This window comes from Micromonospora sp. NPDC047740, assembly GCF_043204735.1.
Taxonomy (GTDB): Bacteria; Actinomycetota; Actinomycetes; order Mycobacteriales; family Micromonosporaceae; genus Micromonospora.
The window spans coordinates 136,524-149,375 of the sequence record NZ_JBIDCT010000017.1 but is presented as its reverse complement, the minus strand read 5'-3'; the positions used below and the strand labels follow the sequence as shown (position 1 = coordinate 149,375).

Below are 12,852 nucleotides of genomic sequence, written 5' to 3'. Positions count from 1 at the left end.
CCGTCCGGTGGCACACTGCGCCGTATGGGCGACGAGACGGGTACCCGCCATCTGCTGCTGCTGCACGGCATGGGCGCCACCGGTGAGGTGTGGCTGCCCTGGGCGCCGCTGCTGGAGCGCCGCTGGGCGGGCCGCTGGCTGGCCCCCGACCTGGCCGGGCACGGCTGGTCGCCGCAACTGCCGGCGTACTCCTTCGAGGCGCTCGCGGACCGGGTGGTGGCGGGGCTCGGCCCGGTCGCCGACCGGCTCGGCCCCCGGGACCGGCTGGTGGTGCTCGGGCACTCGCTCGGCGGGGTGGTGGCGCTGGCGCTGGCCGCACGGGCGCGGCAGCTTCCGATCGACGGGGTGGTCGGGCTCGGCATCAAGGTCGCCTGGTCGCCGGCCGAGCTGGACAAGGCCCGCGAGCTCGCCCAGCGGCCGGTGACCTGGTTCGCCAGCCGGGACGAGGCGGCCCGCCGCTACCTGCGGGTGGCCGGGCTGGCCGGGCTGTTCGCCCCCGACCACCCGGTGGTGGACGCCGGGCTGCGCCGCGAGGACGGCCGCTGGCGGCTGGCCATGGACCCGGCCGCGTTCGCGGTCGGGGAGCCCCAGCTGCCCGCCCTGCTCGCCGCGACCGACGTGCCGGTGCTGCTGGCCCGGGGAGAGCAGGACCCGATGGTGTCCGACGGACAGCTCAAGGAGTTGGGCGTGCCGGTGGCGACGCTGCCGGGGCTCGGCCACAACGCGCACGTCGAGGACCCCGCCGTGGTCCTCGACCTGCTCGCGCCGTTCGCGGCGCCCGACGGGCCGTGACGCCGTCGCCCCGCAGGCAGGGCGACGACATCACGACCGCAGGTTGCGTCAGTAGAAGCAGCCGGTGGCGGGCAGGGCGGACGGGGCCGGTGGGGCGACGCCGTCGTAGATGGCCAGCAGCATGTTCTGCGGGCAGCGGTTGGCGCCGTTGACCCGGACCTCCAGGTGCAGGTGCGGCCCGGTCACGTTGCCGGTGGCCCCGGTGTAGCCGAGGACCTGGCCGGCGCTGACCCGGGAGCCGGCGGCGACCGAGCGCGAGTTCAGGTGGCAGTAGAGGTAGTAGGCACCGTCGTCGGCGGTGATGCCGATGCCGAGGCCGCAGCTGCCGCCGACGTGCCCGATCGTCCCGGAGGTGATCGCGTACGTGGTCGTGCCGGTCACGGTGGGCAGGTCGATCGCCGGGTAGTCGTGGTGCGGATCGTCGTACTCGCTGCGGGGCAGCACCGACTTGCCGATGACCAGCCGGTAGTTGCCGGTGCCGCCGCTGCCGCCGGTCAGGTACTGCCAGGTGGTGGTGTCGACCGAGCCGCCGGAGAGGCCACGGGCGGACTTGAAGTTGTTCACGGCGTTGGTCGTGGCCGGGCCCCAGTCGCCGTCCACGGCCAGGCCGTAGCCGTACTTGTTGAGTGCGGTCTGCAGCGCGCGGACCGCGTCGTTGTTGGCCCCGGCGCTCAGGGTGACCACCAGCTTGCCCCAGGTCTGAGCGCCGATTTGGCCGTCCGCGGAGAGGCCGTTGGCTGACTGGAAGGACTTCACGGTCGAGGTGGTGCCGGCGCCGTACTGGCCGTCGACCGTGAGGCTGTAGCCGCGGTGGCGGAGCAGGTACTGGGCGGTGGTGACGTTGGCGCCGGTCGAGCCGTTGCTGAGCAGGGGCCAGGCCGGCGCCGCGGCCTGGGCCGCGGTCGGACCGGTCAGTGCGGCCGCCACGGCGAGCGCGAGCGCGCCGAGCCACATGGCGAGCTGACGGAAAACCGGTTTCATAGGTGCTCCTGTGGACGAGGGGTGGCCGGCGTGCGGACGTGCCGCGTCGCCGGTAACGGGGCCGACTACACCGAGTCGGCTGGGCGCCCGGGAGCAAGTATGATGATGGAGATAAATATTTACAACGGTGAATGTGTGGCGGTGATTTTCGACACGCCGATGACCGCTCCAGCCTTTGGCGACGGAGCGGTCAGGCGGTGGGGGTGGGTCAGGCGGTGGGGGACAGCGGCGAGCCGTCCGGCGCGACCGCGTCGGCGGCGCGCGGGGCCGGCGGGTTCCAGCCGGGTTCGAGCTGCCGGCGGGCGGCGTCGAGGAACGCCTCGGCGTACGAATCGGCGGGGAAGTCGCCCAGGTAGCGGGTGCGAGTGGCCCAGCGGGCCGCGGCCTTCGGGTCGGTGTCGAGCAGCTCGGTCAGCACTTCGTCCACGTTGGACATGTCCCGGCGCAGCACGTAGCCGGAGCCGGCCAGGGGGAACCGGGCGACGAACTCGTCGCCGTCGGCGCCCATGTCGGTCACCGCGTACGGCTTGCCGGAGTAGAGGTAGTCGGAGATCACCCCGGAGACGTCCGAGACCAGCGCGTCGGAGCGGTTGACGCAGTCGGTCAGGGTCAACTCGCGGGTGGCCGCCGCGCCCCACAGGTGCGCCCGGCCGGTCTTCGCCCGGTCTGCGGCGAGCAGCTCGGTGAGCCGGGCCAGCTGCCGCGCCGAGGCCGGGTTCTGCGCCGTGTACGGGTGGTGCCGCAGGATCACCGTGGCGCCCCGGTCCAGCAGCCGGCGGAGCACCGTCTCGGCCACCGGAAGGGAGCAGTAGTTCGCGTCCGCGTGGTGCCCCGTCCAGGTCGGCGTGTAGAGCACCGTCGGGTTGGCCAGGCTGCGGACCGGCTCCCGGCGTACCTCGATCGCCTCCACCTGGGGGCGGCCGACCACGACGAACTTCTCGGCGGGGATCTCCACGCCGGCGCGGGCGTACCGCTCGATCGCGGCCTGCCCGGCCACGAAGATCCGGTCGAAGATCGCCGACACCGGGTTGGCGCTGGGCGCCTTGTCGCTGTCCCCGTGGTGCAGCTGCACGTGGGTCAGGTGGGCGAACCGGATGCAGTGGCTGTTCTTCGCACCATGGTTGACGTAGAACGCCGCCCGCAGGCTGGGCACCAGGGCCTCGTCCATGGCCTTGAGCGTCGGGCAGAACACCACGGGCGCGCTGGTCGCGGCGGCGATCGCCGGCAGGAACTCCGGCTCCCGCAGCATGACCAGGAACGGCCGGCCGATCCGCTCCAGGTAGGGCAGCCACATGGTGACCTGGTACTCCGACCCGGGCGGGGCGGAGAAGTAGAGCACGAACTCGGGCTGGTGGCGGCGCAGCGCCCGGCCCACCGGCCCGCCCCCGGCCGGCGGCCGGAACCGCCGCCGGGCCAGGTCCAGCCCGACCGCGCCGCACCCGGCCCCGACCAGCAGGGCGGCGACCAGCGCGAGCCAGGCCGGCAGGGCGAGGACGGCGGCCACCGCCACCACGGCGAGCAGCACCAGCAGCGCGTCACCGAGCCGCGCGGCCACCAGCGGTGTCCAGGTGCGGACCGGCAGGTTGGCCGCGCGGATCTCCAGCGCCCCGGCCTCGCGCAGCGGCCCGACCAGCAGCACCAGGCCGAGCAGCACCAGCGCGGTGGCGGCCAGCGCCGGATCGAAGCCGGCGTCGAGGCGGCGGGCGTAGCCGACCAGGATCCCGGCGGCGACCAGCACCGACTCGGCGACGCCGTCGGCGGTGGGCCGTACCCGGCGTTCCCATGCGGCGGCGGCCAGGGCGGCGACCGCGATCGCCAGCCCCCAGCCGGTCGCGCCGGTGAGCGCCACGACGAGGAACGCCAGCACCGCCAGCCCGGTGGTCAGTGCCCGGGCGAGCAGCTTCCGGACCAGGTCACCACGCATCGCTACCACCCCGTCCCGCTGGTCGCCCGGCCCGACGTCGGCACCGGGTGCGCGTCCGGCTGGGCGGGCACCACGGCGACCTGCTCGCCGACCGGCTGCTCGCCGGGAGCCCGGCGGACGTCGATGACCTGCCCGGTCAGCTCGGAGACGAGCACGTCGAGGGAGGCCTGCGCGACCGCCTCGGCGGAGAGCAGGGTGTGCTCCGGCTCCTCGCCGAACGCTCTGGTACGCATCGGCGTGGCGGTGCGCTCCGGGTTGACGCAGTTGACCCGTACGCCGAAGTCGGCCCACTCGTCGGCGAGCGCCTGGGTCAGGTTGACCAGGGCCGCCTTGGTGGCCGAGTAGAGCGCGTACTGGGCCCGGCCGCGGGTGTACGAGCTGGAGGTGTAGAGCAGCAGCTGCCCCTTGGTCTGCCGGAGGTACGGCAGCGACTGCCGGGCGACGGTGACCGGGCCGACGAAGTTGACCTGCAGGAGCCGGTCCATCGTCGCGTCGTCCATCTCGGCGAGGGCGCCCTTCTCCAGGATCCCGGCGGTGACCACCACGTGGTCGATCCGGCCGGTCGCCTCGAAGGCGGTCGTCAGCGCTGCGGCCACGTCCTCGGCCCGCTCCACGTGGGTGCCGGTGGTGGAGCGGCTGAACGGGAAGACCTGGGCGCCGTAGCGGCGGGCCAGCTCGGTGAGGTCGTGGCCGATGCCGTAGCTGCCGCCGAAGACCACGATGGTCCGGCCGGTCAGCTCCTCGGTGTAGCTGCGGTGGTCGCTCACCCGGGGCGCCTGCGCGGCGGCGAGCTGGAAGAGCTTGTCCGCCAGGTGCACGTCGACCGGGTGGGTGACCTTGATGTTCTCGTCCGAGCCGTCGATCACCTTGATCGGCGTGCCGGGGAGATAGCGCAGCACCACGCCGCAGTCGTCGGTGGCGGCGAAGTCCGGGTCGCCCTCGGCCCGCCGGTACGCCTCCCGGATCGTGCCGGACCGGAACGCCTGCGGGGTCTGGCCCCGGCGCAGGGTGGCGCGGACCGGGATGTCGGTGATGCAGTCGTCCTCGTCGACCTGGATGATCGTGTCGGCGGACGGGATGGCCACGTCGACCGCCGAGTACGTCCAGAGGGCGTTCACGCACTCGCGCACGATCCGGGCGCTGACCAGCGGGCGGACCGCGTCGTGGAAGAGGACGTTGACATCGCCGGCACCGATCGCGTCGAGCGCGATCCGGGTGGTGTCGTTGCGGGTCTCGCCGCCCTCGATCACCTTGCTGACCTTGTGGAAGCCGGCGTTGGCGACGATCCGCCGGGCTTCCGCCACGTGGCCCGCGGCCATCAGCACGATGATCTCGTCGATCTCCGGCGCGGCCTCGAAGACGGCGAGGGTGTGCTCGACGATCGGCTTGCCCGCGACCTTCAACAGCTGCTTCGGGATGCCCAGCCCGAGGCGGGTCCCGGTCCCCCCGGCGAGGATCACGGCCACCGTCCGCGAGGGGCGCCAGGGTGCCGGGCCGGCCGGCGTGGCATCCGGTGCGGTGGTGCGGTCCTGCGTCATTGCGGTCCTCACTGATCCATGAGCGGTTGGGGTGCGCGGCGTAACGTCCCGACGGCCGGCGTCGCCCGCGAGGGCGGCGCCGGCCGTCGAAACCCGCTGCCGCCTCAGCGGCTGGCCATGTAGTTCTCGTACGCCTTGGTCACCTCGTCGGTGGGGCCGTCCATCCGGATCAACCCCGACTCGAGCCAGATCGACCGCTCGCAGGTGTCCCGGATCGAGCTGATCGAGTGGCTGACCAGGAAAACGGTACCCGCGTCCTCGCGCAGCTGGCGGATGCGCTGCTCGCTGCGCCGGCGGAACCGGGAGTCGCCGGTGGCGAGGGCCTCGTCGATCAGCAGGACGTCGTGCCGCTTGGCGGCGGAGATCGAGAAGCGCAGCCGGGCCTGCATGCCGGAGGAGTACGTCCGCATCGGCAGGGAGGCGAAGTCGTCGCGCTCGTTGATCCCGGAGAAGGCGAGGATCTCGGAGGTGGCCTTCTTGACCTGCTCCGGGCTCATGCCCATGGCCAGGCAGCCGAGCACGACGTTGCGCTCGCCGGACAGGTCGCCGAGCAGCGCGGCGTTGACGCCGAGCAGGGAGGGCTGGCCCTGGGTATAGATCGCGCCCCGGTTGACCGGCATCAGCCCGGCGATGGCCCGCAGCAGGGTCGACTTGCCGGAGCCGTTGCTGCCGATCAGACCGACCGCCTCACCCCGGTAGGCGGTGAAGCTGACGCCCTTGACCGCGTGCACCTCCCGCAGCGTGGGCTTCTGGGGCTGGCGGCGGACGATCCGCCGCAGCGCGGCCGCCGGGGACGCGGCACTACCCGTGCCGGCGCCGTAGATCCGGTAGATGAGGTGGGCGTCGTCCACGATCACCGTGGGGATCCGCTCGCCGACGGCCGTGGTGGCCACGTTGGCGGGTACGTTCAGCTCAGCCACGACCGTACTCCTGTTCGCCGCGCCAGAAGTAGATGAAACCGCCCACGCCCATCACGACCGCCCAGGCGATCGCAAGCAGCCACAGCCTGGGCGCCGACGAGGTGAGGATGGTGTTCTCCAGCAGGGCGTGCCGGACCAGCTCGATGTAGATCAGCAGCGGGTTGACGTTCACCAGGTGGGCCAGCACGGCCGGGAGGTTCTGCTCGAACGCCTTCACGCTGTAGAGCACGCCGGAGCCGTACATCCAGGTCCGCATGACGAACGGCATGATCTGCTTCATGTCGGTCAGCTTGGACCCGAGCCGGGCCAGCACCATGGCCAGGCCGGCGTTGAAGATCGTCATCAGCACCATCGCCGGGATCACCAGCAGCCAGTCCAGGGTGATCGGCTCGCCGGTGACCAGCACGATCACCACCAGCACGGCCATCGCGTAGAGCAGGTTGCGCAGCTGGGTGAGGGTCACCGCGATGGGCAGGCTGGCGCGCGGGAAGTGCAGCGCCCGGATCAGCCCGAGGTTGCCGGTGATCGCCGAGGTGCCGCCGAGGATGACCAGCTGGGCGAAGTTGAAGACGAACACGCCCACGCAGAGGTACGCGATGAAGTTCGGCACGTTCCTGCTCGTGCCGATGATGATGCCGAAGATCAGGTAGTAGACCGCCGCGTTGGTCAGCGGGGTCAACACCTGCCACATCTGGCCCAGTCGGGCCTGACTGAACGCGGAGACCGCCTTGGCGTTGGCGTATGTGGTGATGAAGTGCCGGTAGAACCACACTTGCTTCACATACGCGGCCAGGGTCGGCCGCGCGCCGGCGACGGACAGGCCGTGCCGGGCCGCGAGCTGTGCCCGGGTCAGTCCTGAGTCGGCGTCGGCCACCGCCGTGTTGGCCATGGGTAGGCGCTCCGATCTCTTGTGCGTTGGGAAGATCCGCGACGGCAGAGAGCGGGGGCACGGGGGGTGCGGATCGCCGCTCCGTCGATGCGTGGACGGTAGTTCAAAACACGTCGGGACGCAACCGTACCGTCGCTGCGGTACATTGTCCCACGTGACGACCGAGAAGAGGCGTGCTCCCGCCGGAGCGGCGGTGTTGCGAGATGAGATCACCACGGCCATCCGCGGCGCCGTCATGCAGGAACTCGCCGCGGTCGGCTATGGAAGGCTCTCCATCGAGGCGGTGGCCCGCCGGGCCGGAGTGAGCAAGACCGCCATCTACCGGCGCTGGAGTTCAAAGCTGGAGCTGGTGCTGGAGATCGTCTCGTCGGCGGCGGGGCGAAGCCTGCCGTTGCCGGACACCGGCGACCTCCGCACCGACCTGGAGATGCTGTTCCTGATCATGTCCCGGGCGCTGCGGCACCCGCTCGCGGCGCAGATCATCCCCGACCTGCTGGCCGAGGCCGCCCGCAACCCGCGCATCGCCCAGACCCTGGAGGAGGCTCTCCGGGGCAACCAGCGCGACGTCGGTGGCCAGCTCATCGGCCGGGCGATCGAGCGTGGCGAGCTCGGCCCCGACACCGATCTCGACCTGGCGGTCGACCTCATCGTGGGCCCGCTGTACTGGCGGCTCGCGGTGTCCCGGGCCCCCCTGTCCGCGGAGGATTTGCCCCGACTGGCGGCCGTTGTCGCCACCGCACTGGAGGTAGCATGCCAACCGGCAGTCCGGACAGAACCGGACGTTCACCTATCCCCCATGACCGTGGCCATCGATCCCATCGGGTCATGACCGCTTCCGTACCCCTAAGTCCGGTCTCTGGTGGACCGGCTAGCATCGCGTCCCGAACGAGCTCCCTGTTGACAGGAGGAAGCCCATGTCTGGGCTGAACGCAGAATTCATCCCCCCAGCCCGGCCGGTGATCGGTGAGGCCGAGATCGAGGCGGCTGTCCGGGTGCTGCGCAGCGGCCTGGTGGTGCAGGGGCCGGAGGTCAAGGCGTTCGAAGAGGAGTTCGCCGAGCTGGTCGCCGGTCGGCACTGCGTCGCGGTGAACTCCGGCACCTCGGCGCTCCAGCTGACCCTGATGGCGCTCGGATTCGGCCCCGGTGACGAGATCATCGTTCCCTCGTTCTCTTTCGCCGCCAGCGCGAACGCCGTCCGTCTGGTGGGCGCCGAGCCGGTCTTCGTCGACATCGAGCCCGGCTCCTTCTGCGTCGACCCGGAGGCCGTGGCCGCCGCGGTCACCCCGCGCACTGTGGCGATCATGCCGGTGCACCTCTACGGTCACCCGGCCGCGATGGACCGCATCATGCAGATCGCCGAGCGGCACGGCCTGGCCGTGGTCGAGGACGCCGCCCAGGCGCACGGCGCCGCGCTCGACGGCCAGCCGGTGGGCGCGTTCGGCACCGCGGGTTGCTTCAGCTTCTACCCGACCAAGAACATGCACTCGCTCGAGGGCGGCATGATCACCACCGCCGATCCCGAGCTGGCGCGGACCCTGCGCCTGCTGCGCAACCAGGGCATGGAGCAGCGGTACGCCAACGAGATCGTCGGTGCCAACATGCGGATGACCGACGTGGCGGCGGCCATCGGCCGGGTGCAGCTGCGCCAGCTTCCGGAGTGGACCGAGCAGCGGCGGGCGAACGCGAAGTTCCTCGACACCAACATCACCGGCATGGTGACCCCGCCGGTGGCCGACAACGCGAAGCACGTGTACCACCAGTACACGGTCCGGACCCAGGGCAACCGGGACGCCGCCCAGCGGCGCCTGACCGAGCTCGGCATCGGCAACGCGGTCTACTACCCGACCCCGATCCACCGGCTCAAGCCGTACCTGACCGAGGACGGCAAGCCCGGCCCGTGGGACCTGCCGGAGACCGAGCGGGCCGCCGCCGAGGTGATCTCGCTGCCGGTGCACCCGGCGCTGAGCCCGGCCGACCTCGAGCGCATCGCCGAGGGCGCGAACCTCGCCGGGGGTGCCCGATGAGCGAGGGACGTAAGCTGCGCGCCGGCCTGATTGGCCTCGGCGCGATGGGCCGCAACCACGCCCGGGTCCTGTCCGGCCTGGACGGTGTGGACCTGGTCGGCATCGTCGACCCCGCCGGCGACGTCACCGGTACGCTGCGCGCGCCGGTCGTGCCCGAACTGGGCGACCTGCTGGCCATGGGCATCGACTACGCGGTGGTCGCCTGCCCGACCGCGCTGCACGAGCAGGTCGGCCTGGAGCTGGCCCGCAACGGCGTCGGCGCGCTGATCGAGAAGCCGTTGGCCCAGTCGGTGGAGGCCGCCGGCCGGCTCGTCGAGGCGTTCGAGACCGCTGGCCTGGTGGCCGGGGTCGGCCACATCGAGCGGTACAACCCCGCCCTGCAGAACCTGCGCCTGCGCTTGGAGGCGGGGGAGCTGGGCGAGGTGTTCCAGGTCGTCACCCGGCGGCAGGGCCCGTTCCCGCACCGGATCGCCGACGTCGGCGTGGTGATGGACCTCGCCACCCACGACATCGACCTCACCAGCTGGGTCACCGGGCAGGAGTACGCCTCCGTCTCGGCGCGGACGGTCTCCCGCAGCGGTCGGCTGCACGAGGACATGGTCGCCGTGGTCGGCCAGCTCGCCGACGGCACGATGGTCAACCACCTGGTCAACTGGCTGAGCCCGCTCAAGGAGCGGTCCACTGTGATCACGGGTGACCGGGGCTGCTTCGTGGCCGACACCCTCACCGCGGACCTGACCTTCTACGCCAACGGCGCCATCGACACCGAGTGGGAGGCGCTGCGCGCGTTCCGCGGGGTGGCCGAGGGCGACATGGTGCGGTACGCCATCCCGAAGCGGGAGCCGCTGCTGGTGGAGCACGAGCGCTTCCGGGACGCGGTCGAGGGCAAGGAGAGCGACATCGTGACCCTCCGGCAGGGTCTGCGGACGGTCCAGGTCGCGGCAGCGCTGCTGTCTTCCGCGGCGGACGGCAGCACGGTTGACGTGTCGTCGCGCGACGTTCCGGCCGTGCCGGCCGCTGTCTGACGATCCTGGCAGCGCGGTGGGCGGCCCGGTGGGCGGCCCACCGCGCGGCTCGTACCGACTGAGCCCCACGACTCCTGGAGGACATGGAATGGAACCGTCCGCCCGCCGGCCGCGGCTGGCGGTGATCGTCGGAAACGGCATCACCGGGGACTCCCGCGTGCAGAAGACCGCGCTCGCCGCCGCGCGTGCCGGTTGGGACGTGACTCTCATCGGTGCCGGGGGACGGGTCCGCCCTCAGCGCTCGATGATGGGTCCCGTCGAGGTCGTGCGGCTGCCCGTCGGCAGCCACATGCGGGAGCGCGCGAAGGGCCACCGGATCCGGCGGAAGATCACCCAGTTCGGCATCGCCGACAAGTCCAGCCTGGCTCGCCGCCGGGCGGCCCACCAGGCGTGGGTACGCCAGGTGACCGCGCGGATCGGCTGGCTCCGCGACGACCAGCACCGCCCCCAGGCGATCTCCCCGATCGCCTACCCGGCGAGCCGGGCGCTGGGTGCAATGGTCAAGGCCAGCCGCGCGGTGCACCAGTTCCGGGTGCGGGCGTTCCAGTGGGAGCAGCGGCACACGCCCGCTCCGACCGGCAACTGGCGCCGCGACTACCCGTTCCTGCTCGACCTCGATCTCGCCTTCGGGCCGGTCATCGAGGAGCTCAAGCCGGATCTGATCCACGCCAACGACATCACCATGATCGGCACGGCCGCGCTCAGCGTCGCCCGGATGCGGGCGCGTGGCGAGAAGGTGGCCTGGCTCTACGACGCGCACGAATACGTCAGCGGCGTGGACTGGCCCAAGCCGGAGCAGGCGAGCGCGTACATCGCGTACGAGAAGGAGTTCATCAACTTCGCCGACGCGGTGGTCACCGTCTCCCCGGAGATCGCCGAGCTGATCCGCGACGACTTCCAGCTGCCCGAGACCCCGCTGGTCGTGCGCAACACGCCGATCCGGGAGACCATCGGCATCAGCGCCAACCCGCCCTCCGTACGGCAGGCCTGCGGGCTGGCACCCGAGGTGCCGTTGCTGGTCTACTCCGGCTGGCTCGCCGCCGAGCGCGGCCTCGGCACGGCGGTCACCGCCCTGCCGGAGCTTCCGGAATTCCACCTGGCCATCGTCTCCGGCCGCAACAGCCCGGAGCGGGAACTGCTGCTGGAGCGGGCGCAGACGCTCGGGGTACGGCAGCGCGTGCACGTCGTGCCGTACGTGCCGCAGCATGCGGTCCCGGACTACCTCTCCACCGCCGACCTGGGGCTGATCTGCTCCCAGCGGACCCTCAACTACGAGATCTCGCTGCCCACCAAGCTGGCCGAGTACCTGCACGCCGGTCTGCCGGTCGTCGCCAGCGACGTCAAGACGCTCGGCGCGTACGTCAACCAGCACAAGGTCGGGGCGGTCTTCACCGCCGACGACCCGGTGAGCTTCGCCGCTGCCGTCCGGGACGCCTTCGCCCACCGGTCGGAGCTGGTCGGCAACATCACCGAGCCGATCCTGCACGACCTCTCCTGGGAGCAGCAGTGCGACGGGCTGCTGGAGCTCTACCGCCGGATCTCGCCGGTGGCGCCGCCCGCGGAGGGGCGCTCCGACGTCTCCTGGGCGGTGGACGAGCGTCCGGTCACCGCGGCGGCGACCGTCGACACGAGTGCCCCGCCGACCGCCCTGCCCACCTGGCGCAAGCTGGACGTGACCCGGGTACGGCTCGGCCTCGGCCCGGCGAACTACGCCGGCCAGGCGGCCGCCTTCGCCCAGGCCATCTGCCGGGACAACCCGGACGTGTCGGCCGAGGTCCTGATGCGCAAGACGTCGCCGACTCTGATCTACCCGGCCGACGTCTACCTCGACCCGGAGCGACTGCTGCACGATCTCGACGTGCAGGTCGAACAGCTGCACCGGGTGATCGGCCGGTACACCCATCTGGTGGTGGACGCGTTCCTGCCGATCTTCGGTTCGCTGAACGGCGACAACATCGAGTACGACCTGCCGGCGCTGCGCCGAGCCAAGATCAAGGTGGCCCTGCTCGCGCACGGCAGTGAGGTCCGGCACCCGCTGCGGCACATGGAGCGGCACGAGGACTCGCTCTTCTTCGACGCACCCGCCGGGTACGTCGAGCGATTCACCGCCCGGTCCGAACGTAACCGCAGGGTGGCGGAGGAGTCGGGCCTGCCGCTCTTCGTCACGACCCCGGATCTGCTCGACGACCTGCCCTGGGCCACGTGGGCGCCGCTCGTGGTCGATCTGGAGGCGTGGGCCTGCGACGAACCGGTGATGCAGCGGTCCCGCCCGGTCGTCCTGCACGGCCCCTCGAAGCGGTGGACCAAGGGCACCGACCGCATCCTGCCGGTGCTCAACAGCCTGCACGACTCCGGTGCCATCGAGCTGCGGCTCGCCGAGGGCGTGCCGTGGGCCGAGATGGTGGAGATGGTCAAGGGCGCGGACATCGTGGTGGACCAGATCACCACGGGCAGCTACGGCACCTTCGCCGTCGAGGCGATGGCGGCCGGCAAGCCGGTGGTGGCGTACCTCGCGCCGAGTGTGGAGCACACCGTCGGCGAGCGGCCGCCGATGGCGAACGCCACCGGCAAGACCCTCCAGTCGGTGCTGGAGGGGCTGCTCGCCGACCGGGAGGGCACCGCCGAGCTGGGCCGGCGCGCGGTTGACTATGTGCGCCGGGTGCACGACGGCCGGCGTACCGCCCGGGCCTTCGAGGAGTTCCTCGGCCAGGCCTGACCACAGGAGCCGGAAAAGGCAAACCGGCCGGTGCCCCCTCGGG

At 71.8% G+C, this 12,852-nt stretch carries 10 protein-coding genes; 5 read left to right on the top strand and 5 right to left on the bottom strand.

Annotated features, from left to right (window positions below; genetic code table 11):
• Nucleotides 1-24 precede the first annotated feature (24 nt).
• The gene (locus tag ACGF4F_RS28230) at nucleotides 25-792 is read left to right on the top strand and encodes an alpha/beta hydrolase (protein ID WP_357441403.1); all 768 of its coding nucleotides are present in this window, start codon (nucleotides 25-27) and stop codon (nucleotides 790-792) included.
• Between the two features lie 48 nt (nucleotides 793-840).
• On the opposite strand, the gene ACGF4F_RS28225 is transcribed toward ACGF4F_RS28230, so the two are convergent.
• From ACGF4F_RS28225 to ACGF4F_RS28205, 5 genes are all read right to left on the bottom strand, one after another.
• Nucleotides 841-1,773 (bottom strand): peptidoglycan-binding protein, encoded by a 933-nt coding sequence (locus ACGF4F_RS28225; protein ID WP_393081946.1) that lies wholly within the window; start codon nucleotides 1,771-1,773, stop codon nucleotides 841-843.
• A 208-nt stretch (nucleotides 1,774-1,981) separates the two neighbouring features.
• Nucleotides 1,982-3,697, bottom strand: coding sequence for a CDP-glycerol glycerophosphotransferase family protein (locus tag ACGF4F_RS28220; RefSeq protein ID WP_393081944.1), 1,716 nt, complete (start codon nucleotides 3,695-3,697; stop codon nucleotides 1,982-1,984).
• 2 nt (nucleotides 3,698-3,699) lie between these two features.
• Nucleotides 3,700-5,235, bottom strand: a complete 1,536-nt coding sequence (locus ACGF4F_RS28215; protein WP_393081941.1) for a D-ribitol-5-phosphate cytidylyltransferase — start codon at nucleotides 5,233-5,235, stop codon at nucleotides 3,700-3,702.
• Between the two features lie 104 nt (nucleotides 5,236-5,339).
• A complete protein-coding gene (locus ACGF4F_RS28210) occupies nucleotides 5,340-6,155 on the bottom strand; it encodes an ABC transporter ATP-binding protein (protein ID WP_073839662.1) in 816 nt (271 codons plus the stop codon).
• Nucleotides 6,148-7,044: an ABC transporter permease gene (locus tag ACGF4F_RS28205; protein ID WP_357441394.1), complete on the bottom strand. Its 897-nt coding sequence runs from the start codon at nucleotides 7,042-7,044 to the stop codon at nucleotides 6,148-6,150. The genes ACGF4F_RS28210 and ACGF4F_RS28205 overlap by 8 nt, the downstream gene beginning before the upstream one ends.
• A gap of 193 nt (nucleotides 7,045-7,237) precedes the next feature.
• Here ACGF4F_RS28205 and ACGF4F_RS28200 point away from each other — a divergent pair, with 193 nt between their 5' ends.
• The 4 genes from ACGF4F_RS28200 to ACGF4F_RS28185 all read left to right on the top strand — a co-directional run bounded on the left by ACGF4F_RS28200 (nucleotide 7,238) and on the right by ACGF4F_RS28185 (nucleotide 12,809).
• Nucleotides 7,238-7,873: a TetR/AcrR family transcriptional regulator gene (locus tag ACGF4F_RS28200; protein ID WP_357441431.1), complete on the top strand. Its 636-nt coding sequence runs from the start codon at nucleotides 7,238-7,240 to the stop codon at nucleotides 7,871-7,873.
• Between the two features lie 85 nt (nucleotides 7,874-7,958).
• On the top strand, nucleotides 7,959-9,068 hold the full coding sequence (locus ACGF4F_RS28195) for a DegT/DnrJ/EryC1/StrS family aminotransferase (protein WP_357441392.1): 1,110 nt from the start codon (nucleotides 7,959-7,961) through the stop codon (nucleotides 9,066-9,068).
• Nucleotides 9,065-10,093, top strand: coding sequence for a Gfo/Idh/MocA family oxidoreductase (locus tag ACGF4F_RS28190; RefSeq protein ID WP_357441391.1), 1,029 nt, complete (start codon nucleotides 9,065-9,067; stop codon nucleotides 10,091-10,093). The genes ACGF4F_RS28195 and ACGF4F_RS28190 overlap by 4 nt, the downstream gene beginning before the upstream one ends.
• Nucleotides 10,094-10,181: 88 nt before the next feature.
• Nucleotides 10,182-12,809: a glycosyltransferase gene (locus ACGF4F_RS28185; protein WP_393081936.1), complete on the top strand. Its 2,628-nt coding sequence runs from the start codon at nucleotides 10,182-10,184 to the stop codon at nucleotides 12,807-12,809.
• The last annotated feature ends 43 nt before the right edge of the window (nucleotides 12,810-12,852 follow it).